This window comes from Actinoplanes sp. CA-051413 (genome assembly GCF_050955795.1).
Lineage (GTDB): Bacteria > Actinomycetota > Actinomycetes > Mycobacteriales > Micromonosporaceae > Actinoplanes.
Genome location: NZ_CP192100.1, coordinates 9,216,335 through 9,241,022 on the forward strand (window position 1 = coordinate 9,216,335; position 24,688 = coordinate 9,241,022).

General features: G+C 69.9%; 16 protein-coding genes and 1 tRNA gene. 6 read left to right on the forward strand and 11 right to left on the reverse strand.

Features of this window, described 5'->3' with window-relative positions:
- Window positions 1–201 precede the first annotated feature (201 nt).
- The 8 genes from ACQP2Y_RS43465 to ACQP2Y_RS43500 all read right to left on the reverse strand — a co-directional run bounded on the left by ACQP2Y_RS43465 (window position 202) and on the right by ACQP2Y_RS43500 (window position 18,882).
- Window positions 202–1,872 (reverse strand): RICIN domain-containing protein, encoded by a 1,671-nt coding sequence (locus ACQP2Y_RS43465; RefSeq protein WP_433722342.1) that lies wholly within the window; start codon window positions 1,870–1,872, stop codon window positions 202–204.
- Between the two features lie 588 nt (window positions 1,873–2,460).
- Window positions 2,461–12,339 carry an RHS repeat-associated core domain-containing protein gene (locus ACQP2Y_RS43470; RefSeq protein ID WP_433722344.1) on the reverse strand — a complete coding sequence of 3,293 codons (9,879 nt, stop codon included), beginning with the start codon at window positions 12,337–12,339 and terminating at the stop codon, window positions 2,461–2,463.
- A gap of 435 nt (window positions 12,340–12,774) precedes the next feature.
- Window positions 12,775–12,848 (reverse strand) — tRNA-Ala (locus tag ACQP2Y_RS43475).
- Between the two features lie 79 nt (window positions 12,849–12,927).
- On the reverse strand, window positions 12,928–13,698 hold the full coding sequence (gene sepX / locus ACQP2Y_RS43480; protein WP_433722346.1) for a divisome protein SepX/GlpR: 771 nt from the start codon (window positions 13,696–13,698) through the stop codon (window positions 12,928–12,930).
- 152 nt (window positions 13,699–13,850) lie between these two features.
- Complete coding sequence (locus tag ACQP2Y_RS43485) at window positions 13,851–14,492, reverse strand: GNAT family N-acetyltransferase (protein WP_433722348.1); 642 nt, start codon at window positions 14,490–14,492, stop codon at window positions 13,851–13,853.
- Window positions 14,489–15,799, reverse strand: a complete 1,311-nt coding sequence (locus ACQP2Y_RS43490; RefSeq protein WP_360545551.1) for a molybdopterin molybdotransferase MoeA — start codon at window positions 15,797–15,799, stop codon at window positions 14,489–14,491. The genes ACQP2Y_RS43485 and ACQP2Y_RS43490 overlap by 4 nt, the downstream gene beginning before the upstream one ends.
- Complete coding sequence (locus ACQP2Y_RS43495; RefSeq protein ID WP_433722351.1) at window positions 15,796–16,710, reverse strand: UTP--glucose-1-phosphate uridylyltransferase; 915 nt, start codon at window positions 16,708–16,710, stop codon at window positions 15,796–15,798. The genes ACQP2Y_RS43490 and ACQP2Y_RS43495 overlap by 4 nt, the downstream gene beginning before the upstream one ends.
- Window positions 16,711–16,761: 51 nt before the next feature.
- Window positions 16,762–18,882: a diguanylate cyclase gene (locus tag ACQP2Y_RS43500; RefSeq protein WP_433722353.1), complete on the reverse strand. Its 2,121-nt coding sequence runs from the start codon at window positions 18,880–18,882 to the stop codon at window positions 16,762–16,764.
- A gap of 81 nt (window positions 18,883–18,963) precedes the next feature.
- Here ACQP2Y_RS43500 and ACQP2Y_RS43505 point away from each other — a divergent pair, with 81 nt between their 5' ends.
- From ACQP2Y_RS43505 to ACQP2Y_RS43515, 3 genes are all read left to right on the forward strand, one after another.
- Window positions 18,964–19,569 carry a 5-formyltetrahydrofolate cyclo-ligase gene (locus ACQP2Y_RS43505; RefSeq protein ID WP_433722355.1) on the forward strand — a complete coding sequence of 202 codons (606 nt, stop codon included), beginning with the start codon at window positions 18,964–18,966 and terminating at the stop codon, window positions 19,567–19,569.
- A gap of 68 nt (window positions 19,570–19,637) precedes the next feature.
- Entirely contained in the window at window positions 19,638–20,042 is a 405-nt protein-coding gene (locus tag ACQP2Y_RS43510) for an FmdB family zinc ribbon protein (RefSeq protein WP_433722357.1), read from the forward strand.
- Window positions 20,043–20,439: 397 nt separating this feature from the next.
- Window positions 20,440–20,895 carry a hypothetical protein gene (locus ACQP2Y_RS43515; protein ID WP_433722359.1) on the forward strand — a complete coding sequence of 152 codons (456 nt, stop codon included), beginning with the start codon at window positions 20,440–20,442 and terminating at the stop codon, window positions 20,893–20,895.
- A gap of 171 nt (window positions 20,896–21,066) precedes the next feature.
- Here ACQP2Y_RS43515 and ACQP2Y_RS43520 read toward each other — a convergent pair whose 3' ends face one another.
- Window positions 21,067–21,249, reverse strand: a complete 183-nt coding sequence (locus ACQP2Y_RS43520) for a hypothetical protein (protein ID WP_433722361.1) — start codon at window positions 21,247–21,249, stop codon at window positions 21,067–21,069.
- Between the two features lie 56 nt (window positions 21,250–21,305).
- On the opposite strand from ACQP2Y_RS43520, the gene ACQP2Y_RS43525 reads away from it, so the two are divergent.
- A complete protein-coding gene (locus tag ACQP2Y_RS43525) occupies window positions 21,306–21,638 on the forward strand; it encodes a translation initiation factor 2 (protein ID WP_360545565.1) in 333 nt (110 codons plus the stop codon).
- A 160-nt stretch (window positions 21,639–21,798) separates the two neighbouring features.
- On the opposite strand, the gene ACQP2Y_RS43530 is transcribed toward ACQP2Y_RS43525, so the two are convergent.
- Window positions 21,799–22,278, reverse strand: a complete 480-nt coding sequence (locus ACQP2Y_RS43530) for a DUF2231 domain-containing protein (RefSeq protein ID WP_433722363.1) — start codon at window positions 22,276–22,278, stop codon at window positions 21,799–21,801.
- Between the two features lie 203 nt (window positions 22,279–22,481).
- Here ACQP2Y_RS43530 and ACQP2Y_RS43535 point away from each other — a divergent pair, with 203 nt between their 5' ends.
- The gene (locus ACQP2Y_RS43535) at window positions 22,482–22,904 is read left to right on the forward strand and encodes a Fur family transcriptional regulator (protein ID WP_433722365.1); all 423 of its coding nucleotides are present in this window, start codon (window positions 22,482–22,484) and stop codon (window positions 22,902–22,904) included.
- Window positions 22,905–22,943: 39 nt separating this feature from the next.
- Window positions 22,944–23,804 carry an oxygenase MpaB family protein gene (locus ACQP2Y_RS43540; protein WP_433722367.1) on the forward strand — a complete coding sequence of 287 codons (861 nt, stop codon included), beginning with the start codon at window positions 22,944–22,946 and terminating at the stop codon, window positions 23,802–23,804.
- Here ACQP2Y_RS43540 and ACQP2Y_RS43545 read toward each other — a convergent pair.
- Window positions 23,796–24,629, reverse strand: coding sequence for a RecB family exonuclease (locus tag ACQP2Y_RS43545; protein WP_433732335.1), 834 nt, complete (start codon window positions 24,627–24,629; stop codon window positions 23,796–23,798). The two genes, ACQP2Y_RS43540 and ACQP2Y_RS43545, sit on opposite strands and share 9 nt — an antisense overlap.
- Window positions 24,630–24,688: the final 59 nt, after the last annotated feature.

Consider the following 24,688-nt stretch of genomic DNA (forward strand, 5'->3'; position numbering starts at 1 on the left):
TGATTGATGGTGATTAATCACGTTGCCATCAAACACGGTATATGTGTCTCAAGAGGATATTCATCACCGGCTCGACAAGGACGACAATCCGACCGGGCACGCGGCGTCCGTCCGTCGGCGACGTACGTGGCATACGCAAACCGGGTGATGCGGTGCTGAACCTGCCAGCACCGCATCACCCGGGTCGTCTGTGTCTGCCGCCTACTTCGGCGGGGCGGGCAGGCGGTTCTCCTTGAAGGCCGGCTTCGACGCCACCTTCGCGGCACTCTTCGCGGCACTCTTCGCGGCCCGCTGGGCGGCCGTCCCGCTGAGATCGGCGCTCACGAAGAACGGCTGCTCGTTGAGGTCCCGCACCACCCAGCCCCAGGCCGGAAGGGCCAGGCCCCCGTCGGAGGGCCTGATGAACGTCAGGATCGTGGGGTCGGTGACCACAACCCGCTCGAACGGCGTCCGCCAGTCGGCGAACGTTCCCGAGGCCTGCGCGGTCTCGTAGGTCATGTGGATCAGACCGTCGGCGCCCCGGGCCACGATCGCCGCCGACCCGGTCGCGTCGTCCATGACGGTCGCCGGATCGCCCGCGGCGGCGAAGTCGCCGACCTGCGTCCAGCTGGACGCGAAGACGTCCGTGGCCGTCTCAGTCTTCGTGAAGATCAGACCGTCGGTGTCGCGCACCACGACACGGGTCCGGTAGCCCGGGAACACAGCCGCGGCGATCTTCCCGGTGAACTTCTCGGCACCGAGGCTCACCCAGTCGGAGAGCAGACCGTTGCGGTAGGTAGCCGTCACGACCGAGCCGCTGGTGTTCAGCGCGAACAGCCGCAGCCCGTCGCGGATCGTCACCACGGTCGGTTCGCCGGTCAGGTTGCTGCCGCCGACCTGCCGCCACGCCGCGTACGGCAGGTTCGTACCGTCCTGCGGCAGGTGCCACAGGCTACCGCCGACGAGGGCGAAGGTGACCAGCTTGCCGTCCGGCAGCTTGCCGACGACCGGCTGGCCCGCACCGGCACCGCCGACGTCCTGCGCGGTGGTGAAGGTGTCTGTGTCATTGCGGGTCTGGGTGGTCAACCACAGATCGCCGTCCTCGGCGTTGCGCGCAGCGACCTGCACCCGGCCGTCGGCCTGTGCACTGACGACCGCGTGCCCGGCGTACTGCTCCAGGCTGCCGGCTGACGTGTAGACGATGTTGCCGAAGTTGCTTGGATCCGGCTGGTAGGCCCGCCGCAACCGGCCGCCGTTGTCGAGGTAGGAGTACACGATCGGACCGGCGACCGCACCCGTCGGCTTGCCCTGGGCCGCAGCCATCGGCGACGACGTGACGACCGCCGCCGGAACCGGCGCCGGCGAGGCGGCCGGCGGGAAGTAGAACTGATCGTTCGTCGGCGTCGTCGCAGTGGTGCAGGTGTAAATGATCAGCGGGAGGTTGTTGTCCGCGGTGCCCTTGCTGACGTTGAGGCACAACCCGCTCTGCTTCGACACGATGCGGAAGGTCGGCTTGCCGACCACCGGCACGAACGACCAAAGGTTGTTCGGGGACGTGTTGTTGCAGGTGTACTGCACGACAGGGGTGCTGGGAGCGACCAGGCCGCCCTTGACGTTCAGGCACATGTTCGAGTGATTACCGATGATCTGGTACTGCCCCGCGCCCATCGCCCGCACCCGGAACTTGTCGTTCGCGAAGGAGTCGCCGCACGTGTACTGCAGGATGGGAGCGTTGATCGCCACGCTGTCATGGTCGACGTTCAGGCACTTGTTGGTGTTGGCGACCTTGATCTGAATCGCCGCCGCCGGCGTGATCGCCGCCGATGCGGCTGACCCTGCCGTCGCTGATCCTGCGATGGCTATGGCCAGAGCAATCACCGCTCGGGTGGCCATCACCCCACGATTTTTTCGCACCAATTCTCCCCCGTTAACCGTCGGGCTTCCGACGATCCGACCCATTGCTTTTCATTGAGCCCGCGACCGCAGCGCGGAGCTACATGTATCGCTATACTCCCTCGCTTTGCGATGTCCCCCCCACGGTGCCGAGCCACCAGATGTCATGGGTGGTTGCCGCCGCGCCAACGCTATCGATTTCTAGTCGCATATTGTCCCCGAAATCCAACACCAGCCCTCCGTCCGCCAAGACGGTTGAACTTCCCAAAGTCCGGTTAAGCAGTTGGCACAGTTTCAATAGCCCGGACTCCAGCTCATCCGAATCCAGGTCGAACCGATAGCCGCCAAGAATCCAACTAGTGTCCAAGAAAAGCCGCGTCTCTGCAGACCTCTCAGGCGAGCTGTCATACATCGTGACGAACAGCCACGCCTGGCGGATTCCAACTTCGGTTACGAAGGAATCCGATCCTGGCAGCTCTTCCCTACCTGTCACTTCTCGACCACCAATTAAGCTCGACTCCGCCGCACTCAACGATCAGCATGGCACCCTCTCCGCGTAACACCCAATCAGCGTTCCACCTCGGAAGCCTAGTCGAGATCAACGTGGGAGCGATTTCGAACGTACTCTCTTGCATTCCCGGTAAATCCCCTGGGAGGCTGAGGCGGTCGACCACTGAAGGGGTTGATGGCATTGCCGCTACTATTTTCGAAAGATGCGCGCAAACCAGCATATCTCGTTGGCTGCATTATTCGAACGGTGTCTCCGTTCGGGAACGTATAACCGACCCCGGCAGAGCGAGTCGGGAAGGTGCTAAATCCAGCCTCTCCAGCATCGACCGCCGCCTGCAATCCCCCTTGCAGTCTGGATGCACTCAGCGGCACGGTAGTGCCATTAGCGTCGGCCATGAAGGTCGGCCTCGGAGCAGGTCCGTATGGTTCCGCTGCCATTGACGGCGCAGGGGTATCACCATTGCCGCAGTTGTGGACGAGAACCGGGGTCTTGTCGGCGACCACATAGAACGTGTGAAGGCCGTCGACAGTGAGGTTGTGGACCCGCTGCGCCTGAGCGGTCCATGTCTTGACTGCTTTGACTTGGATGCGCGTTCCCGCACCGGTCCTCAGCATCGAACCGGATGCGAGCTTCCCTGCCTCCACCCATTTGTGCAGGCGAGGCACCCAGAACGGGTGACCAGCCGTCGCAGTGACAGATGCGGTCTTGGTGCCCCTCTTGCCGTCGGTGTCCACCGTGAGCTCGACCATCGGCTTCTCGCCGACGGCGACGATCAGGGCGGTCACCCTGCGCTTTTCGGTCTTCCCAGTGGTCGGATCGGTGGCCAGGACCCAGTCGCCGAGCTTGACATCCTCGATCTTCTTCGTTCTGCCGTTGGCCATCAGAACGGCAGTCCCCGGAGCGAAGCTGTTCGGCACCAGCCCGCGCTTGCACGAAGCACCCGCGGACTCCACGGCCTCGCGACCGGCCGAGCTCGCCCCCCGGTTCGCCAGCGCCTTGCCGACCAGCCCACCGACCTCGGTGCTGCCGAACGACTTGAACGTGCTCACCGCAGCCGTGCTACCGGCCCGCACCGCGTTCCGCACGCCGCCGCTGATCAGGCCACGCACCGCGCCGGTGACCGCTGAGCCGCCGACCGCCGACAGCGGGCCCATGATCCCGCCCAGGACGCCGCCCATGACCGCGTTCGCGGCCATCTCCTTCCAGGTCTTGCCCCCCTCGACCCAGTCGCTCACCAGCGACCCGACCGCACCCGCCGCCGCCGCGCAGGCCACCGCGCCCACGCCCGTCACACCGATCGCGATGCCGCAGCCGATGCCGACCACCGTGCCCGCGATGGCGCCGGCGATCATTGCCTTGTTGTCGACGACCCATTGGCCTGCGGCCTGCACCCCGCTGACGACGGCGTTGCCCACGGACGTCGCGGTCTTGTACAGCGCGTCAGCCGCGCTGCTCATGTCCTGGACGACCGAGTTGAAGCTCTGCACCATGCTGGCCGGTAGTGACGCCGAGATGCTCAGCTGCATCGTGCTCAGCGAGGCCAGCACCGCGGTCCCGATCCGCTTGAGCGAAACGTTCTTCACCGCGTTGCGGATCGCCGACTTGGCCCTGGTCTGCACCGCGACTGCCGCTCGATGGATCTCGGCTGCCTTCTGCGCGGCGTAGTCCCTGGCCCGCTTCAGTGTCGGCTGGACGTAGCGCTCATAACTGCTGCGCAGTGCCCGGCCGACCGTGCGCAGGCCCGACGCGACCGAGTTGACGATGGCCGTGCCGATGCGCTTGATGCCGGACCAGGCGGCTCGGGCCTGCGAGGCGAGCCAGGAACCGGCGTAGCTGACCGCGCGGGTGGTGTAGTTCCACGCCGTGCTGGCCACGCTGGTCACCTTGTTGATGGCCTTCTTGCACCAGCCACAGGACGGCCAGTTGCCGGTCGGGTCGTTGTTCGACATGGGGTTGCCGGCGCCGTACGTGTACTTGTTCGCCAGGATCGAGTCGCCCTGCGAGTAGTTCACCGTGTCGCGGGAGGTGAACGTGCCCGTGCCCGGCTCGTACCAGCGGGCGCCCATGTTGACCTGCCCGGTGTCCGGGTCGGTCCAGTCGCCCTGGTAGCCCAGGTTGGACTGCGCGCCGGCCTGGGCGGTCCGCTGACCGTACGGGTCGTACGCGGTTGAAGCGGCCAGCTTCGACAGGTCGCCGCCCGAGTCGAACGACGCGACCACGTCGTCGTGCTCGTCCGACACCGTGATCCGGGTGTTGTTCTCGCTGTCCTCGACCGCGAGCAGCTCACCGGAGGGTCCGCGGGCGAACTGCTCCGAGCCGTCGTTCACCGGGTCCGGTTCGAAGCCGGCGTACCCGAATCCCTTGCCCGCCCGGTTGATCACCCGGTTGAGCCCGTCGTACACGTAGGCCTGACCCTCCGAGCTGACCAGGCGGTCGAACGCGTCGAACGAGTACGCCTCGGTGAGCCCGGAGCTGGTCCGGGTCGCCATCGACCCGCGCGGCGTGTACGTGTACGTGTAGTCGCTGTCGCTGAGCAGACGATTCCGCTCGTCGTACCTGGCGGTCTTGGCGCCGGCCTTGATCCGGTTACCGGAGTCGTCCCAGGCGTAGTCGACCGTGCCGGAGGTGGACGTCCAGGAGGTCATGCGGCCCGCGTCGTCGTACCCGTAGGTGTTGTCGCCCGCGCCGGCCGTGCCGACTGTGTCCTTGCCGATCAGGTGGTCGTCTTTGTCGTAGCGGTAGGCGATCTTCGCCACCTCGGCGTTCGCGCTGTTCTTCAGCGTGTCCGAGGCGAGCCGGCCGAAGTCGTCATAGCCGTACGTGCGGCCCCGTCCGGCGCCGTAGTCGACCTTCTCCAGCAGACCGGCCGCGTTGTAGCCGAGTTTCTGGGTGACGCCCGACGCCGCGTCCTGCATGGTGTCGATGCGGCCCGACTTGTAGCTGAAGGTGGCCGAGCCGACCGCGTCGGTGCGGGTGGTGACCTGGCCGTCGGCGTCGTAGACGTAGCCGGCGGTGCCGGACTGGCCGGCCGCGCTGAGCAGGTTGCCCCGGTCGTCGTAGTCGTAGGTGTTGGCACCCGAGTTGGAGGTGACGGCCTTGACCCGGCTCTCCAGGTCGTAGGTCATCCCCCGCTTGACCGCCGTGCCCGCCCCGCTGCCGGTCTCGGCGGTCATGCGGTTCGCGGCGTCGTATTCGCGGACCCGGGTGACCCCGCCGGGCGCGGTCAGCCGGTCGGCGTTGCCGTTCAGGTCGTAGCCGACGGTCCAGGTGCGGTCCCCCAGGGCCGGGTGCGCCGAGGTGGACGGCTCGATCACCGTCTCGGGCAGGCCCAGGCTGTTGACGGTGTAGTACGTGGACAGTTGCCGGCCGTCGGTGTAGCGGGTGCGGTTGCCTGCGGCGTCGTAGCCGAACGACGTGGTGATGCTCTCGGTGGCGCTCTTCGGCTCGACCTGCTCGATCAGGTGGTCGAGGGGGTCGTACTTGAACGAGACCGTCTTCTCCAGCGCGTTCGTCCGGGTCTTGACGTTGCCGCTCTCGTCGTAGGTGAACCGCTCGCGCCGCAGCTCCGTCCCGGCCGGGCTGAGGTCCATCTCCGCGGTGACCTGGCCGAAGCCGTCGTAGTCGCGGCGGGTGGTGCGGCCGGCGCCGTCGGTGTCCCGGACGGTGTTGCCGAACGCGTCGTAGCCGTACTTCGTGGTGACCTGCGCGGGATCGGTCTTGGTGAGCAGTTCCCCGATCTTGTCGTAGGTCATCGACGTGATGAGGCCACCGGGCGACCTGGTCTCCACGACGTTGTCGGCGTCGTCGTACTTCATGGTGGTGGTGAAGGTGTTCGCCAGAGGCTTGCGCTCGAACGTCGTCGCCGTGATCTGACGGTCGAGATCGTCGTAGGTCGCCTCGACGCGGATGCCGGTCGGGCTCACCGAGGACAGCAGCTTGCCGGTCCGGGTGTACGTGAATCTGCTGACCGCGCGCTCGTCGTTCGTCGACCCCGGCCGGTCCTGCTCGACGACCCGGTTGAGCCGGTCGTACTTCAGACGCGTCACCGCGCCGCGGGCGTCGGTGGTCTCGACGGGGTTGCCCAGCGCGTCGTACGACGTCTTGGTGATCGGCGCCGCGCCCGAGGTGGGAGCGCCGGCGGGCGTGTACATCGGACCCGTGACCTCGACCACGCGGCCCATCCGGTCGTACCGGCTGCGGCTGACGTTGCCGAGGGCGTCGCGGGAGGCCACGACCTCGCCGAACGCGTTGTAGCCGGTGGTCACCGTCGGGTTGGCCGCAGTGGCCGCGGCGCCACCGCTCTCCACCTGCACGCGCGGGGCGATCGTCTGGATCCGGTCGCCGTTCTCGTCGTACTTGTGGGTCGTGGTGTACGCGGCCTTGTCGGCCCCCGCGACGTTGCCGCGCGGCTCGGTGCTGGTCAGCGCCAGGCCCCGGCTGTCGTACGTGTACGACGTGGTGCGGACCTGGGAGCCGTCGACCACCTTCTCGCTCTCGAGCTGGCCCTTGGCGTTGTAGGTGTTGGTCGTCTGGATCTTGAGGTTGGCCACCACCGGCCAGGGCACGTTGACCGCGGTGCCGGTCTGGACGGTGCTCGTGACGTTGCCCAGGGTGTCGTAGGTGAACGCGGTCGAGCGGTTGAGGCCGCCCGGGTCGAACGTCGTGGAGTCGTTGCGGCCGAGCGCGTTGACGGCGTTGGTAACCACCTTGAGGCCGTTGTTGGTGGCCTGCCTCGTCAGGTTGCCCGCGGCGTCGTACGTGTTGTCCTGCAGCACGTAGTCGCGCTTGGTGCCGTTCGGGTCGTGGAAGTCCTTCAGGACGATCTTCGCCAGCAGGTCGTCGTCGAAGTAGGTGTACTCCATGCGCCGGCCCATCGCGTCGACCTGGGCCGCCATCCGGCCGCCGTAGTCGTACGCGTACGCGTTCAGCACGATGTAGCCGAGCTTCTCGTCCTGCGGCTTGCCGCCGTCCGGGTCACCACGCCAGTCGTAGAGGCGCACCTCGGCGAGGGCGTTGCGGGCGGTGAAGGCGTACTCGTAGTGGTTGCCGTTGCCGTCGACCACCGACGTCCGGTTACCGAACTGGTCGTAGCCCTCGGACTGCTCGTCACCCTCAGGGTTGACGGTGCGGACCTGCCGGTTGTACTCGTCGTACTCGATGCTGGTGACCCGCTCAGGCTCAGCGGCGTCCAGCGCGTCCTTGACCACCGTCCTGGTGACGTTGCCGTCCACGTCATAGGTGTTGGTCGTGACCGCCTGGTGCTTGGAGCCGTCCACCGCGTTGCTGGTCACCGGGCCGGTGGTGGTCAGCAGCCGGCCCATGTCGTCGTACGTGTACGTGGTGACCACGCCGTCCGGGAACGAGTCGGACTTCTCCTTGTCCTGGATCTTGCGGCCGAGCACGTCGTACGTCGACTCGGTGACCAGGCCGGACGGCGTCGTCGTCGAGGTCAGGTCGCCGGAGGAGTTGTACTTGAACCGGGTGACCCGCCTCTCGGTGTCGGTGACCGTGGCCGGCAGGCCGGGCGGCGTGAACTCGCCCACCGGGTTGAAGGACTGCTCACCGCCCGTGGTGTAGGTCGTCTTGGTGGCGGCGAAGTCCGGACCGGTCTCGGTGTCGACCTCGCCACTGGTCGTGTATGCGGTCACCGTGCGGTACCGGGTGTCCGTGTCGCTCGTCGACCGCGGGTCGCGGACCTCGGTCGGCAGGTCGTTGACCGGATCGAACGGGTTGGTCGTCGACGGCGTCGTGTACTTGGTGTACGTCGTCTGGCAGTCGCCCTGCTTGCGGCACGACGTGCGGGACGTGACGTTGCCCCGGTCGTCGAAGGTCAGCTGGACCGAGTGGCCGTTCTCGTCGACGATCCGGTCCTGCCGCCCCTTGAGGTCATAACCGAAGGACCGCACGACCATGCCGCCGAGCTCCGCCTCGGTGAACACCGGTCCGCCGGCGCCACCCGGGATGACGGTGCAGAACTGCGGGTCGCCCGGGTCCGGGGAGGTGCACACCTCACTCGGCGACGGGGTGGGCGTCGGCGACGGGGTGGGCGTACGGTCCTCCGGCCGGGTGCTGATGCCCAGCGGGGAGCCCGAGCGCAGCATCCGCCCGCTCAGCGCGTCGTACTCGTACAGGTAGGGGCGGTCGGCCGGGTCGAGCACCGACACACCGCGGCGCAGGTCGGTGTCGCCGCCGAAGACGGTGGGCAGGCCGATCTTCCAGGTGCCGCCGTTGCCGTCGGTGTACTCCTTGACCCGGTCGGCCGAGGTGTCGTACGCGACCTCCGAGGCGATCTTGCCGCTCGGCAAGGTGGTCACCGCGAGCTGGTCGGCCTTGAACTTGCCGAGGTTGTAGTGCGCCTTGACGCTCTTGTCGCTGAGCCCGTGACCGTAGACGGCGACCTCGTCCAGCGAACCGTTGAGGGTGCGCTTGGCGGCGGTGCCCCAGCCGGGCCAGGAGGCCGGCGAGGTCGCCCAGGCCGCGCCGGCCTGGTTGAAGGTGAGCAGGCTGTGGTCAAGCACACCGTCGGCGACCGGCTTGCTGATCTTGCGCTCACCGTCCAGGTAGAGCGTCTGCACGTCGGCAGTCACCGACATGACGACGTGGTGCCACTGGTTGTTGCGGAGATCGCCGGACACCGTCATGGGGTTGGGAGTGGCCGACGTGGTCTTGAACTGGCCACGGAGCTGGCCGTTGGTGTCCACGTAGAGCAGCGGCACACCGGTGGTGGGGGTCTGGTCGACCGCCTTGTCCTGGTAGCCCAGGAGCGGGCCGCCGCTCTGCGATCCGGAGATCTTGAACCACAGCTCGACCGCGGTGTCGCGGCTCCGCTTCACGATGCCCTTGGGCAGTTCGACGACCGAGGTGGAGCCGTTGAACAGTGCCGCCGTGTTGTCCGTGCCGGCGAGCGCGCCGGCCTCCTCGAACTGCACGTTACGGGCGACGCCGGCGTCCTTGCCGAGGTTGTTCAGGATCTCGCTGCCGGCCGCCGAGGCTTCCTTCTTCTCGCCGAGGCGCCAGAAGGAGTCCGGGTCGCTGTCCAGCACGCCGCCGCGGTAGTGCGAGCCGTCGGCGTACGAGTAGGAGGTGCACGAGACGTTGCCCGGCGAGCAGACCGTGGTGAGCTTGTCGCCGTCGTACGCGTACGTCCAGGTGAGCTTGCGCCCGTTGACCGCGTCGGTGGAGACGCTGGTGATGTGCTTGCCGGCCGGGTCCCAGCCGATCGTCAGGGCGCGGCCGGGCAGGCTGTTCTGGGCCAGCTTGGCCTGCATCTTGGCGATCTTGCCGTTGTTGACGTCGACGCTGAACTCCACCGTCCGGGAGAACTTGTCCTTGATCCGGACGAGCCTGCCGCTGGGCGCTCCATCGAACTGGTAGACGGTGGCCGCCGAGTCTTTCAGCGAGAACAGGCCGGTGGCGCTGTCCCAGCTCAGCTGCGCGTTGCGGCCGGTCGGCGCGGCGTAGGTGTTGTCGGCGTTCTTGCCGAAGCGCACCTGCTGGCCGTCCGGATAGGTGATCAGGACGTTGCCCGAGCCGTCGGTGTCCGTGGTGGCCTTCATGTCGATCTGGCTCATCCAGCCGGTGCCGAAGGCCAGGTCGGTGCGCGGGTCGAGGCTGTTGTAGGTACGCACGATCTTGACCGGGGGCCCGGCCGCGGCAACCGTCGCGTCGACCGCACCGGTGCTGTAGTTGCCGATGTCCGGGTCGAAGTCGCGTTCGGTGCTGCCGAACGGCGCGTTGGCGATCCGCGAGGTGATCTCCGGCTGCGGGATCGCGGTGACCAGCGTGGCGTAATCGGTGATGACCTCGTCGGCGTTGTCCTTGATGAAGGAACGCCAGAGGTAGGGCGTACTCCACTTGAGCTTGCCGGCGGGAATGGTGAAGGCCTGCTTGGCCTGGTACGCCGTCGTCGTGCAGCCGGTCGGCTTGGCGTCGCTACCGACCGCGCAGTACTCGAACTTGTACGTCAGGCTGGTCTTGGGCGGGGCGTCCAGGTCGGTCGCCTGGGCCCAGAGCTGTGGGGTCAGAGTCGGCGACTGGTAGCCGTTCGGGGGGAACAGGTCTTTGACGACCGGGGCGATGTTCTCCACCCGCAGCGCGATCCGGGCGGGCGGCACGTTCTCGTCGGTGAAGACCACCTTGCCGTTGGCGGTGGCCATGCTGAAGTCGATGAGGAACTCACCGATCGGCAGGGCGCGGATGGTCGCCTCGATGGTCGCCGACTTGGTGCGCGCCAGGCCCGCGGCCGGCAGGCTGCCCGCGGTGTACTGGCCGACCTTGGCCTGGGTGCGGGCGTTGTAGACCCGGTAGATCAGCCGGTAGCCGCTGGCGGTCCAGTCCATCGCGCTGGTGTTGGTCACCGTGATCTTGACCTTGCCGGCCTGGTTCTGCAGCACGGCGGGCTTCGGCGTGGGGTCCGGCATCGCGTACTTCGCGTTGTACGGCGTGTGCGTCACGTACATCTTCGGCGGGTTGGCGGTGCCGGTGCCGGCGATGACCTTCCACGCGCTCTCGTCCGAGACCGGCGCGCGCAGCGAGATGCCGTTGTTGGCCTTGCTGCCGTTGACCCAGCCCTGGACCAGGTCCCGGCCCTTGCTGCCCAGGTTGATCACTGTGCCGGTGACCGGGCAGGGCGAGGTGGACTGGCCCAGCGCCACGTAACCCTGGGCGAATGTCGCGCTGCCGATCGACGAGCCGACGTTCGGGCCCGGGTAGCTCTGGTTGGTCGCGCCGCTGGTCCACGACTCGGTGACCGGGTGGACGCTGAGCTGGCGCGGCTTGCAGGAGGGCGCCTGGTAGGCCGCGAAGCTGACCTGGGCGCTGAAGATGGTGTGGTTGCGCAGTTTCGTGACCAGGTCGGGGAACTTGAGGTAGGACGCGGACGACTTGCCGTCGCGGCGTCCGACCAGCAGGTCGCTGCCGCCGCCGTGCGACGAGCTGCCCTGCACGACCAGGCTCTCGGTGGCGGCGCCGTCGGCGAGCACCGGCGGGTCGAGCCGCACCGGGTACGCCCGGCCGGCGGCGCCCAGCCACCCGGCGTCGGCGGTGACCTGCAGGGCCGGCACGCCCTCCTGGGTGACCAGGCGGTACTGCACGTCGTGCGAGATGGCGCCCTCGGCGTCCACCATGTAACCGGCCGGGATCGTGGCCCGGCGCACGCCCGCGGTGTCGGTCAGCACGACCTGGTCACCGTCCACCGCCGCTTTGAGGCCGGTGAGGCGCAGCGGGAAGACGAACTTCGTACGAGCCTCGGCGGAGCCGAGCACCAGGGTCTCCTTGACCCCGCCGGGCTGCGCCTGCAGCTCGATGTCGACGCCGGGCCAGGCACCGCGATATACCGCCGTGTCCTTGGTCACCTCGCCGGTCACCGCACGGGCTTCCGCCGCGCCGTAGGCGAGCACGCCGCCGCCGGGCAGCGTCGCGCGCACCAGCTCGGCCGCGTCCGCGCGACCGGCCAGCCGCAGGTCGACCGAGTCGGCGCTGCGCCGCCAGCCGCTCGCCGCGTCGCCGGCCAGGTTGGAGTCGATCGGCGCCCAGGTGCCGTCGGCCTTGCGGTAATTCACCGCGGCCGAGGAGAACTCGGTCGTCTGGGTGCCGTCCACGTTGTCGTAGGTGCGCTCGTGGGCTGCCCGGGCGCCCGCCACCTCACGGCTGGTACGGGTGTCGAAGCCGGTCACCTTGGCGACGGGCGCGGCCTTCACCTGGGCCGCGTTGGCCGGCGCGACGGGCGCTTTCATCACCGGGTAGCGCGAGCGCAGCGACGGCGGCCGATAGGTGTTGCGCGGCCCGTCGGCCACCGGGTTCAGCCCGGAGGCATTGCCCCAGCGCTGTTCCGGCGCCGGCTGGGCACGGTGATTGGTCACCCCCGCGATCGGTCGCGGATTGGTGAGTACCGCCTCGGTGCCCTGCTGCGCGTCGCACGCGGCCATGACCAACGCCAGGCCAAGACCGACGGTCACCCGGATCAGGCGCGCACGCTGCGCACGCCTGCGCCCGGCGGGACCGCTGGAGATTTTTCGCGCACGCGAATACCAGCTCTGCCGCATCGTTTCATTCCCCCGTGAGACACCGGCCGATCCATCGATCGGCACAGCTGCGTTGAAGCCCGGTCAAGATGTCATCGGTCGATGGATGATCGCAACCCCTCCGGCGGGGCCGGTTTGCGGCCGACTTGACGACCGCCGCAGCCTGGAAGCCTTGCTAGATCACCTGAAAACCCCGGACCGGCAGCCGCCGGCGCAGCGATGAGCGCAAATGTGACATGCATCTCACCGATAAGGTCGCAGATCTACGGGTACGCGCAGTCAGCCGATATCGGGATGCGGGAGCAATTCCAGAAACGCAGAACCGAAAAGGCCCTGACCAGCATTCTGCTGTTCAGGGCCTCAGTGGGGTGGAGCTGTGGGGATTTGAACCCCAGACCCCCTCGATGCGAACGAGGTGCGCTACCAGACTGCGCCACAGCCCCCCGGTCCCGTAGGACCGCAGCAAGGCTAACAGGTCGGCCCAGCCCCCTGCGAATCACCCTCCGCGGCGCGCCGGGGAGATCATTTCGGGCCGCGGCCGCCCGCCTCGTACGGCCGTCCGCGCAGCCCGCCGCCCCGGCGGTACGACACCGAGCCACCGTTGACCGCGGCCGGCAGATCCGACGGGTCGCGGTCCAGGCCCATCGCTGCCCGCCGTACGGCTTCCTTCTGGGCTGCCAGCCGACGCTGCGCTTCTCTTCGTGCCGCCGCCCTGCGCGCCTGCTCCCGGCGTACCTCTGCTTGTCTTGCGGCCAGCCAGGCCGCTTCCCGGGCCTCGACGCGGCGCCGGTGCCGGTCCGCGATCGCGCGGTTGCGCAGGTGCACCAGGTAGATGGCCAGCAGGGTGCCGGTCACCGCGAAGCTGATCCAGAAGCCGGGGCCGACCGCCAGTACGCCGATCAGTTCGATCACGTTGAGCAGCAGCAGCGCTGCGAAGACGCGGCGCCGGCGGACCACTGCTGGGGTCTGGCGACGGACCGGGGGGCGACGGACCGGCCGGCGGGCCGGTACCAGGCGGAGTTTGCGGGCCGGGGGCGCCGACACGGGGGCGGCCGACACCGGGGTCGGGTCACCCGTTAGGGTCCGCGACGTAACCAGATACTGGCGTCCGGGGTTGACCGGTCGGCGTCCGGGCACAGTGCGGAGCCGACGGCGGCGCTGCAGCACCCGAGCCGTCGACGACGCCCGCTCCGCCGCGAGGCGCTCGGTGGCGTCGTACCGGCGTACGAGCGCCGGTGCGAGGGCGAGCAACCCGGCGGCGGCGAGGACGGCGAGGAGCACCGAGGTCGGCACCCTCACCCCTCCCGTCAGCCTGCGGTGCCCGGGCCGGTGGCTCCGGGCACACAAAAGTCCTAATCTCCCCGAGGCTACGCACGGGAGTCACGATTTAACGGCACGCCGCGCCGGGGACGTACCGTCGTGATGATCAAATAAGTTCTGACGGGCTACTGGGCGTTGGCTCGCAGGCGCCGCCAGCGGGCCACCAGGCCGCCCTCGGCCGCGACCTCTTCGCTGGTCATCGCGTAGCCCAGGTGGTCGCGCCAGGCACCGTCGATGTGCATGTAGCGCGGGTGGTACGCCTCTTCGCGGAAGCCGAGCTTCTCCACGACGCGCCGGCTGGGGCCGTTCTCGGGGCGGATGTTGATCTCGACCCGGTGCAGGCCGCCGGCGCCGAACGCGTGGTCCACGGCCAGCGCGAGCGCGGTCGGGATGACGCCGCGGCCCGCCACCCGCGAGTCCACCCAGTAGCCCACGTACGCCGAGCCGAACGCCCGCCGCACGATGCTGCCCAGGTTGATGTGCCCGACCAGCCGCTCGATGCCGTCCTCGCGCAGGCAGACGGCGAACGGCATGCTGTCGCCGTGCCGGGCGGCCCGCTTCATGTCGCGGTAGACGTACAGGTAGGCCCGGGTGGAGTTCATCTCCGCCCACGGGCCGGGCGGTGCCGACTCCCACGGGCTCAGCCATGCCTGGTTGGCGATCCGAACCTCGGACCAGGCCCGCGCGTCACTGCGGCGGTACGGCCTGAGCAGCACGGATCCCTCCGCCAGGACGGCAGGCCATCCGGGCGTGGACCCCAGCATCATCGCCTCCGGTCGAGCAGCAACACGTCGACGGTCGACCCGGCTGCCGCCGCGGTGACCCGCTCCCCGAGCACCAGCAGACCGTTGGCCTCGGCGAGGCCGGACAGAGTGTACGGCCCTCCGGCGAGCGGCTGCACAGTGTAGCCACCGCCGCGCCGTTCCGCGACGTGTGCCGGGCGGAACTCCCGCAGCCCGCCGGGTGACGACACGGTCTCCAGCAGGTGCGCCTTGACGCTGGGGCGGAACACCGGTTCCGAGCCGGCCAGCAGCTGGATGACCGGCCGGGCCAGCACCTCGAAGCCGATCAGGGCGGCGCCGGGCTCGCCGGGCAGGCAGACCACCGGGACCTCTTCGCCGCCGACCGTGCCGAAGCCGAGGGTGGCGCCCGGGCACAGGGCGACGTCGGTGAACTCGACCGTGCCCCGGCCGTGGTCGCGGCGGGACAGCACCCGGCGCAGCATGTCGCCTGGGCCGGTGCCCGTGCCGCCGGTAGTGATGATCAGGTCGGCCCGCAGGGTCTGGTCCTCCAGCAGGCCGCGCAGGCCCTCGGGGTCGTCGTCGCAGATGCCGATCCGGTACGCGAGCGCGCCGGCCTCGACAGCGGCCGCGGTCAGCGCGTGCGAGTTGGCGTCCACCACCTGTCCGGGCTGGCTGGGCCGGCCCACGTCGACGAGCTCGTCGCCGGTGGCCACCACGACCACCCGGGGACTCGGCCGGACCACGACGTGCCCGATCCCGGACGCCGCGAAGACCGCCACCATCGCCGGGGTCACGTACGAGCCCGCGGATGCCAGCACCCGGCCGACGGGCAGCTCGTCGCCCGCCCGCCGGACGCCGGATCCACGCTTCGGGGCGTGCAGGATCTCCACCGCCGCCATGCCCTGGTCGGTCCAGTGCACCGGCACGACCACGTCGGCCCCGATCGGCAGCGGCGCACCGGCCGCCACCGAGAAACACGTGCCGGGGGTCAGCCGGACCGGCCGCCAGCTGGCCGCACCCAGGTCACCGACGACGTTGAGGCGGACCGGGCGCGGACCGCCCTCGAACGCCCCGAACGACGGGTGCGAGCCGATCCGTCCCGCGGCCGCGAGATCCTCCCAGCGGGCCGCATACCCGTCGATGGCCGCCTGGTCGAAAGCCGGGTACGGGTGCGGCGCCAGCACGTCGTTGGCCAGCACGTTGCCGTGGGCCTGGGTGAGGTCGAGGTCGAGCGGAGGCAGCGCCCGCAACCTGCGCAGCACACTGCCCAGGTATTCGGCGAGAGGCATCAGCTCGTTGGCGGCCGCCTCGGCATCGGCCGTAGCGGTCATCCCTTGGCACCGCCGGCGACGAACTCGGCCAGCCAGGCGCGGAACTCTTCGCCGAGGTCCGCGCGCTTGGCCGCGATCTCGACGACGGCCTGCAGGTAGCCCAGCGGCATCCCGGTGTCGTAACGGTGGCCGCGGTAGACGATGCCGTGCACCGGCGTGCCGGAATCGAGCAGTGCCGCCATGGCGTCGGTGAGCTGGATCTCGCCGCCGCTGCCGGGCTTGGTGTTGTCGATCGCGTCGAAGATCGTGGCCGGCAGGATGTAACGGCCCAGTACGGCCAGGTTGCTCGGGGCGTCCGCCGGGGCCGGCTTCTCCACCAGGCCGGTCACCTCGACGATGTCCTCGCCCAGGTCGGACGGGCGCACCGAGGCGATGCCGTAGCGCGACGTCTCCTCGGGCTTGACCTCCATGAAGGCCAGCACGATGCCGCCGGTGCGGGCCTGCAGGTCGAGCATCGACGGCAGCAGCGGCTCGTCCTCCTCGACAAACTCGTCGCCGAGCAGCACCGCGAACGCGTTGTCACCGATGTGCGAGGCGGCGACGCCGACCGCGTGACCCAGGCCGAGCGGCTCACCCTGACGGCAGGTGTAGATATCGGCGAGCTCACTGGTGCGGCGGACCGCGGCCAGCCGCTCGAGGTCGCCCTTCTCCTCCAGCCGGGCCTCCACGTCGGGGCGCCGGTCGAAGTGGTCGACCATGGAGGTCTTGCCCCGGCCGGTCACCAGCAGCACGTCGGTGATCCCGGCCGCGGCGGCTTCTTCCACGATGTACTGCAGGACCGGGCGGTCCACGACGGGCAGGAGCTCCTTGGGTACGGCCTTGGTGGCCGGCAGGAAACGCGTCGCGAGTCCGGCCGCCGGAATGACAGCCTTCACCGCCCGACGGCCGCTCGCATGGGCCTCTGTCGTCATCTGAGGGGTCACCGCACCTTCGCTCAGTTCATGCCCGGACATGCCGCGAGACTATCGGCCACGGGCCTGTCGCGGCGGTTGTGGCCCGCCGGGCGTGCCCGGCGGCACGACGTCTGGACCCGCCGCCTGATCGAAATGCCCCTCCGGTACACCCGCCGAAACCACGGGATCCGTCACAGTTGCCGCGGGCACCGGCGCGGACTCGGCCAGCCGATAGGTGTCTCTCCCCGCATTCTTCGCGGCGTAGAGCGCGTCGTCAGCCGCATCGAGAACCTGCTGCGCGGTCGTACCGTGCTCGGGGTAGACGGCGATGCCGATCGAGACGCTGATCGCGACCCGGTCGACCGGCTGCCCGGTGGCCGTGTCCTGCCGGCGGGGATCGATCGGCACCGGGATCTCCCGGACCGCGGCCCCCAGGCGCTCGGCGACGATCACCCCGCCGTACGCGTCGGTCTCCGGGAGCAGCACCACGAACTCCTCGCCGCCCTGGCGGAACGCGACGTCGACCTCGCGCAACCCGATCCGGATCCGCCGGGCGAACTCCCCCAGCACGGTGTCCCCGGCGGCGTGCCCGTACTTGTCGTTGACGTCCTTGAAATGGTCCAGGTCGAGCACGAGCACGGTCAGCATCCGGCCGAAGCGGCTGGCCCGTTCCACCTCGCGGCGCAGCGACTCGCGCAGGTAGCGGTAGTTCCAGAGCCCGGTGAGCGGATCGGTGAGCGACAGCCGCTGCGCCTCCTCGTGCATCCGGACGTTGTGCACGGCCACCCCGGCCTGCCCGGCGAAGGTCCGCAGGGTGAGCAGGTCGGCGTCGTCGAAACCGTCGCTGCCGAGCCGGTCGTACAGGGCCAGCACACCCAGCGTCGCCGGCCGTCCGGAGATCAGCGTGTCGCCAGGCACGAGCGGGTCGCCGACGGTGGCCGGGGCGCAGATCGGCACGGCCACGTACGTCCGGCACGCCGGCTCGTCGAGCGTGCCCCCGTCCGGCCCGCACTTGCCGCGCCGCGGCTCGCCGCTGGCCGCGACCGCACCGAGGATGCCCGTGCCCAGCGGCACCCGCAGCGCGGGCAGCTCGGCCTCCGGCACGTCCCAGCGGCCGGTCAGCCCTTCGGCGCAGCGGGCCACCAGCCGGCCGTCGGCCGGGTCGATGAGCAGCACGACGCCGGCCCGGGCCCCGGTGGCCGACAGCGCGGTCTGCAGGATGACCTCCAGGATCCGGTGCAGGTCGTGGGTGCTGGACAGAGTGTCACCGAGGATGGCGAGATGGCCGCGGAGCTGGTCGCGGCTGGCGGTCAGCGCCTGCACGTACGCCTGGAGCTCGCGGGTCATCCGGTTGAAGGTGCCGGCGAGCCGGCCCAGCTCGTCGTCGCGGCCGACCGGCACCCGGGTGCCGAGCTCGCCGTCGGCCACCTTCGCGACGGCCCGGACCAGTTCCTCCAGCGGCCGGGTGGTGGAGCGGGCGAGCCGGCGGGCGACGATCATCGCCACCCCGGCGACCAGGACGACACCGGCCAGGAGCAGCGCGTACAGGCCGACGGAGCTGTTCTGGCGCACGGACACCACCAGCGGCAGCGGCTGGCCCGGCTCGACGGGGACCGCACGCAGATAGTGGCGGCCGCGTGCGGTGACGTCACCAGGCAATGCGGCGGCCACGGCCCGGCTCACGGCGGCCGATTCGGAGCTCAAGGCGGGACCGGCGCCGGGACTGTCGCCGGCCAGCAGCGTCACCTCGGCGCCGCAGGACGCGGCCAGCCGGGCCACGAACCCGGCGTCCAGCGCCTGCGCGGCCGCCACGGTGACCTGCCCCTGCCGGGCGCGCGCGACGATGGCGGTCACGCTGCCGCCGGTGGCGGGCGCCTGACAGTCGCGCTGACCGCCGGGGTCGCTCGCCCCGATCCGGATCCCGGAGGCCAGCCCGCGCGTGACGAGCTGGTCCGCGGCGGGTCGCCGGTCCGCCTCCGGCAGCACGGCGACGGCGTCGGCGGCGGCCTGCAGCTGCCGGCACATCGCGCCGATGGCGGTACGCACCGTCGTCGCGGCATGATCGAGTCGCTCGACCGTCCGGTCCCGGCTCACTGTGGCGACGGTCATGCCGACGAAGAAGGATCCGAGCAGAACCGGACCGAGCACGACCGCCAGAAAAGCAGTAGTGAGTCGGCCACGCAGAGTCACACGTCCTCCTGGAAGTGGCCTTCTTTGGAGCGATGCTGACATAGTGTGCGCCGTTTGCCGGTTTCTGAAAGGGGGTGTTGCATGCCGGATTTCGCCGGTGGAGCGGAAAAACCTCGGCCCGGGAAGATTGCGCTACGCGATCAGCTGCTCGCAGCGCGTAAATCCCTAACCCCGCAAACCCGCGCGAAGGCCGCGGCCGCGATCCAAGCCGTCCTCAAAGATCTCGTACGCGCACAGTCCCCCACGATGATCGCGGGGTATGTCCCCCTGGCGCCGGAACCCGGCGGTCCCGACCTGCCCGAGGTCCTGGGCGACCGGCTCATCCTCCCGGTGCTGCTGCCGGACAACGACCTCGACTGGGTCCGCTACGAGGGGCCGGACACGCTGCGGCCAGGCCCGCGAGGCCTGCGGGAGCCGATCGGGCCCCGCCTCGGCGTCGACGCGATCACCCAGGCCACCCTGCTGATCGTCCCCGCACTGGCCGTCGACCGCAGCGGCATGCGCCTGGGTCGTGGCGGCGGCTCCTACGACCGCGCGCTGGCCCGCGCCGGACGGGCGTACACGGTGGCTCTGCTGCACGACGGTGAGCTGCTGCCCGAGGTGCCGGCCGAGCCGCACGACCGTCGTGTGCACGCCGCCATCACACCTGCCGAGGGTCTCAGCGACACCGCGGACTGGACGAAATAAACTCCGATGACGGAGCATTGGCACTCCTAGACGGCGAGTGCCAAGCCATTGAGCAACACGGAGGACCAGTGCCCACGTACCAGTACGCCTGCACCGAGTGTGGTGAACAGCTCGAGGCGGTGCAGTCCTTCTCCGACCCGGCCCTCACCGAGTGCCCGAACTGCAGCGGCAAGCTCCGCAAGGTCTTCAACTCGGTGGGCATCGTCTTCAAGGGTTCCGGCTTCTACCGCAACGACTCCCGCGCCGGGAACGTGAGCGCCGAGAAGTCCGCCGCGCCCGCGGGCGAGAGCAAGTCGGACTCGTCGTCCTCGACCCCTGCCGCTACGCCGGCCGCCGCGGGCTCGAGCTCAGGTTCCTCCGGGTCCAGCTCGTCCGGCTCGGGCTCCTCCGGGTCCAGCTCGTCGGGCTCGGGCTCCTCCGGGTCCAGCTCGTCGGGCTCCAGCCCGGCCAAGTCGGCGACGTCCTCCTCCTAGCACGACCGGCTCAGAGCTGGGCGGTTGTCCACATCCCGGGGTTGTCCACAGGGCGGCCCCGGGATCTGCTGTGTTCGGCCTAGCGTCCTGATCCCTGGCGCCGGTGTCGACGGTGCCCTGGGAGGGGCAGGAGGCGGCTATGCGCGGCAGAGGTCGCCGGGAGCCCCGGCTGGATCCGGTTCGCTGGCGCCGGCCCGGGCGGGCGACCTTGCTGCGGTCGGCGGTCGTGGCGGTTCTGATCGGTACGGCGGCGGTGGTGATGTGGGCTCGGCCCGGTGCCTGTGAGCCCGGCCGGGCCGGGTGCGATGCCTGCGCCGGACCCACGCCCGAGCCCGGCGCCCGTCGGCTGGGCACGACGAGCGACAGTGAGCTTCCCGCCTTGACACGGGTCTCAGCCGTGCGCACTGCCGAGGTCCAGGAGCCGGTCATGGCATATGAGCCGACGCTGGATCCGGCCGCTGTTGCCGAGTGTCGCGCTGCCAAGGTTGCCGGGACCGCGACGGCACGTGGCCCCGCCGGCCTTTCGCCGCCGGCCGCCAGAGCCCCCAACCGGTCCGACGGGCCGCCGGGGGCCATCGCAGTGCCATCGGGCTCGATCGGTGTGCCGATCCGCCTGGCCGAGCCCACCGCCTTGCGGCTGATCCACCCCGGCGACCACGTCGACGTCTTCCGGCTGTCCAGCACCGGCGAGAGCCCGCAAGCCATCGCCTCGGCGGCCCTGGTGCTCGAAGTCACCGGAGCCGAGGATCCCACCAGCGGTGGTTTACTCCTCGCGCTGACGCCCGCCGACGCCCGGCGGGCCGTGACCACGCCCGGTGGTGGCTATGCCGTTCTGATCCGCCCTGACGGGTAGTCGTTCTGCTCCGACCCGACGGGCAGTCGCATCCGCCCGGCCCGACGGGCACTCGGCCCGCCCGACGGGCAGCCGTTTCGGTCCGGCCCGACGGGCACTCGCCCTGCCGGACGGGCGGTCGTTTCGACCCAGCCAGTCGGGTAGTCGTTTCGGCGCGGCCCGGCGGGTAGCTCAGCCCCAGTGCGGCGGGCGGTCCTCAAGCAGGCGATCGTCGTTCGAATCGTCCCTGCCGAAGCCCCAGCCGCGCTCGGTGTCGTCGCGGGTCTGCTCGGGCAGCAGCGGCGTCTCCTCGGGCTCGAAGTCGACGGTGCGCTCGGCGTCGGCATCGCGTTCAGGCTCGTCCAAGATGTCCACGCTACGAGGGTAAGCCGCGTCGCGTGCGCTGTCGGTACCCGAGGGATGTAGCGTCGATGAACGTGAGCGCCCCGACCGGATCCGACGACGACGCGTACTGGCAGCGCCCGGATGCCGAGCCGGAGCCCTTCGGCGCCGGCCGCCCGGCCCCGGCGCCCGATCCCGCCCCCACCTACCAAGGCCCGCCCCGAACGCCACCGCCGTCGCCGCACTGGCAGCCACCGGTGGTGCGACAGCCCCCGCCGCCGCGCACGATGCCACCGCAGGACATGGACGCGCTCGACGAATCCGAGGGCTCGGCCCGCACGGTGACCTACGGCATCGGCCTGGTCGTCGGCGCGATCGCCCTGATCCTGATGTGCCTGCTCTGCGCCCGCGTCCTCTTCTGACGCGAAGACCGGCTCAGCCGGCCTTGACCTGAGTCCAAGCCGGGCCACGCCCGGCGGAAGGTCCGCCAGACGGAATACGGCCGGCCTGGAGCGCAGCCCTGGCCGGAGCGCGGGCACCGCTCCGGCCACCACCCCACATGGCGGCCGGAGCGGCGGATCGTCAGGACCCCGAGCCCCACACTGCCTGGGCCCCGGAGTCCCCGGTCCTGAACACGTAATAGCCGGAAACCGCCGCGAGCGCCACCATGATCACCGTGAGTCCCAGGTCCGCTGCGCGAGGTAGTGGGCGTTCCGTCCGGCGCAGGGTCAGGAAAACCATGATCAGAGTGACGACGCCGAGGCCCAGCGAGAAGTAGAACGTCAGCTCGCCGTACCCCATGTGGTCGTCGATCGCCGCCAGTGGCGGGCCGCTCATGCCGTCCGCCACCAGCCGATCACGGAGCGCTTCGCCCGACTCCGTGGCCACCCAGGCCGTCAGCGGCGCGGCGACCGCCAGCAGCACCGCCGCCCAGCCGACCCGTGACCGCCAGCGGGGCAGCACCCCGTACACGATGGCCGTCAGCGCCAGCAACGGTACGAAGACCACCGCCGCGTGGATCACGAGAGCGTGTACGGGCAGGCCGTTGATCTGATCGAACACGGTCACCTCCTTCTGTCGCACGGGATCCGGTCCGCCAGACCAGAACTCTCTGACGACGCAAACATCCCCCCTGTGTGCGCCTACGCGCAGTGGACCATTCCGGTTCACCGTTGCGCGCCCCGGTGTTCAGAAAACATGAATCGGTGCCTGACCCGGCAGATGAACCGGTTGAGTACGCACGCCTCCCGTGCTGTCATGGTGTGATGACGACCGGTGAGCAATTGCTGCGGGCGACCGGGCTGCGGGTCACGCGGCCCCGGGTGGCAGTGCTCGATGTGCTGACCCAGGGCGGTCACCTGGAGGTCGAGGAGATCACCCGGCAGGTGCGGGACCGGCTCGACTCGGTGTCCACGCAGGCCGTCTACGACGTTCTCGGCGCTCTGTCGCGGGCCGGGCTGGCCCGGCGGATCGAGCCGGCCGGCAGTCCCGCGCGGTTCGAGGCGCGGGTCGGCGACAACCATCATCACGTCGTCTGCCGCAAGTGCGGGACGATCGAGGACGTGGACTGCGCCATCGGCGAGCGACCCTGCCTGGATCCGAACGCCAGCCACGGCTTTGATGTCGACGAGGCAGAGGTCACCTTCTGGGGTCTGTGCCCGGCCTGCCGACCAGAAGCTTCTGTCTGAACCTGTTCAACTTCGGCTTCCGCGTGGCACGCTGGAGGCATGGACAGCAGCCCGGACATCGGACTCTTCGGCCCGGATTCGGTCACGTGGAAAGTGCACAACGAACCGATCGTGACGATGGGCGGCCTCCGCTCCCTCTACCTGCAGGCGCTGCACCCGCGCGCGGTCGCGGCCGTCGCACAGAATTCCGGCTACAAGGCCGACCCGTGGGGCCGCTTCAACCGCACCTCCGAGTACGTCGGCACCGTGCTCTACGGCAGCACCGACGAGGTGGAACGGGTCGCGAGCCGGATCAGGCGCATGCATTCCCGGATGACCGCGACCGACCCCCGCACCGGTGAGCGCTTCCGCATCGACGAGCCGGAACTGCTGCGCTGGGTGCACGTCGCCGAGGTGGAGTCGTTCCTGTCCACCGCGCGCCGCGCCGGCCTGAAGCTGACCGACGACGAGGTCGACACCTACTACACCGAGCAGCTCAAGGCCGCCGAGCTGGTCGGCCTCGACCCGGCGACCGTCCCGAGCACGGCGGCCGAGGTCGCTGCCTACTACGAGGAGATGCGCCCGCAGCTGGGCATCACCCGCGAGGCCGCCGAGACCGCCCTCTTCCTCACCGTGCCACCGCTGCCCGACTTCTGGGGCAACCGCGCGCTGCGGCTGGGCTTGAACTTCGGGCCGGCCCGTCTGGCCTACTTCGGCGTCGCAGGCACGGCAGTCGCTTTGCTGCCGGCCTGGGCCCGCAAGATGTACGGCGGCCTGGGCCTGCCCACCACGGACCTGTCCGCCGACCTCTCGGTGCGCGGCCTGCGTCTGCTGCTGTCCGCCCTCCTGACCACCGTCCCGGAGCAGTACAAGATGGCTCCGCAACGCCGTGCCGCGCTGGAACGGGTCGGCCTAGCCTGACGCCCGTTCGAGGTGCTCGACCGCGGCCCACGGCTCCTTGGCCGCGACCTCCTGCCCCGCCGGGCACGTACGCCGGAAGTCGCACCACCCGCAGAGGCTGCCCGGATTGGTGGGGAACTCGGCGTCCGGATCCGCCCCGGCCGCCACCGCCTTTTCCGCCGCGATGATGTCGCGGGCGGTGTCCTCGGCCCGCGCCACCTGCCGGGCCAGGGACTCCTCGGTGTGCTCGTGCGCCGCGACCGTGCCCGTGGGCAGGTGGTGCAGCTCGACCCGGTGGCACGGCCGGCGGAACACCCGCTGCGCCGCGTACGCATAAAGGGCCAGGGCCTGCGAGCCGCGGGCGTCGTCGGCGTCCAGCCCGGACCGGCCGGTCTTGTAGTCGACGATGACCGCCTCCGGCCCCTGCTCACCCTGCCGGGAGTCGATGCGGTCGGCGCGACCGTTGAAGGCCAGCACCGCCGTCTTCGTCGCCACCACCCGCTCCACGCCCAGCGGCTCCTCCACCGGATCGAGACCGGCCACATAGGTGTCGAGCCAGTCGAGGGACCTGCGGTAGGCGATCCGCTCCTGCTCGACGTCGCGGTAGCCCTCGCGGACCCAGGTCGCCTTGAGCAGCGTGGGCAGCGACTCGCGGACCCGGCGGTCCGGTGGCACGGCATACCAGTTCTTCAGAGCTGTGTGCACGCTCGCGCCCAGGGAGTTGTGCGCCCAGGGCGGCCCCTTCGGCGGGGACGGGCGGTCGACGTAGGTGTAGCGGTACCGCCGGGGGCAGTCCGCATACGAGCCGAGCTTGCTCGGCGTGCAGACGAAGAGCCGCTCGGGCATGCCGGCGAAGCCCAACTGCTCGGGCACCGCGGCCGATCGGGGGGAAGTCCTGGGCACCC

Excerpts from the sequence above, each read along its gene's own strand:
- ACQP2Y_RS43525 (WP_360545565.1), top strand. The coding sequence starts at position 21,306 with ATGAACGTGAGCGCCCCGACCGGATCCGACGACGACGCGTACTGGCAG.
- ACQP2Y_RS43505 (WP_433722355.1), top strand. The coding sequence starts at position 18,964 with ATGCCGGATTTCGCCGGTGGAGCGGAAAAACCTCGGCCCGGGAAGATT.
- ACQP2Y_RS43540 (WP_433722367.1), top strand. The coding sequence starts at position 22,944 with ATGGACAGCAGCCCGGACATCGGACTCTTCGGCCCGGATTCGGTCACG.
- ACQP2Y_RS43485 (WP_433722348.1), bottom strand. The coding sequence starts at position 14,492 with ATGATGCTGGGGTCCACGCCCGGATGGCCTGCCGTCCTGGCGGAGGGA.
- ACQP2Y_RS43535 (WP_433722365.1), top strand. The coding sequence starts at position 22,482 with ATGACGACCGGTGAGCAATTGCTGCGGGCGACCGGGCTGCGGGTCACG.
- ACQP2Y_RS43490 (WP_360545551.1), bottom strand. The coding sequence starts at position 15,799 with ATGACCGCTACGGCCGATGCCGAGGCGGCCGCCAACGAGCTGATGCCT.
- ACQP2Y_RS43545 (WP_433732335.1), bottom strand. The coding sequence starts at position 24,629 with ATGCCCGAGCGGCTCTTCGTCTGCACGCCGAGCAAGCTCGGCTCGTAT.
- ACQP2Y_RS43495 (WP_433722351.1), bottom strand. The coding sequence starts at position 16,710 with ATGACGACAGAGGCCCATGCGAGCGGCCGTCGGGCGGTGAAGGCTGTC.
- ACQP2Y_RS43465 (WP_433722342.1), bottom strand. The coding sequence starts at position 1,872 with ATGGCCACCCGAGCGGTGATTGCTCTGGCCATAGCCATCGCAGGATCA.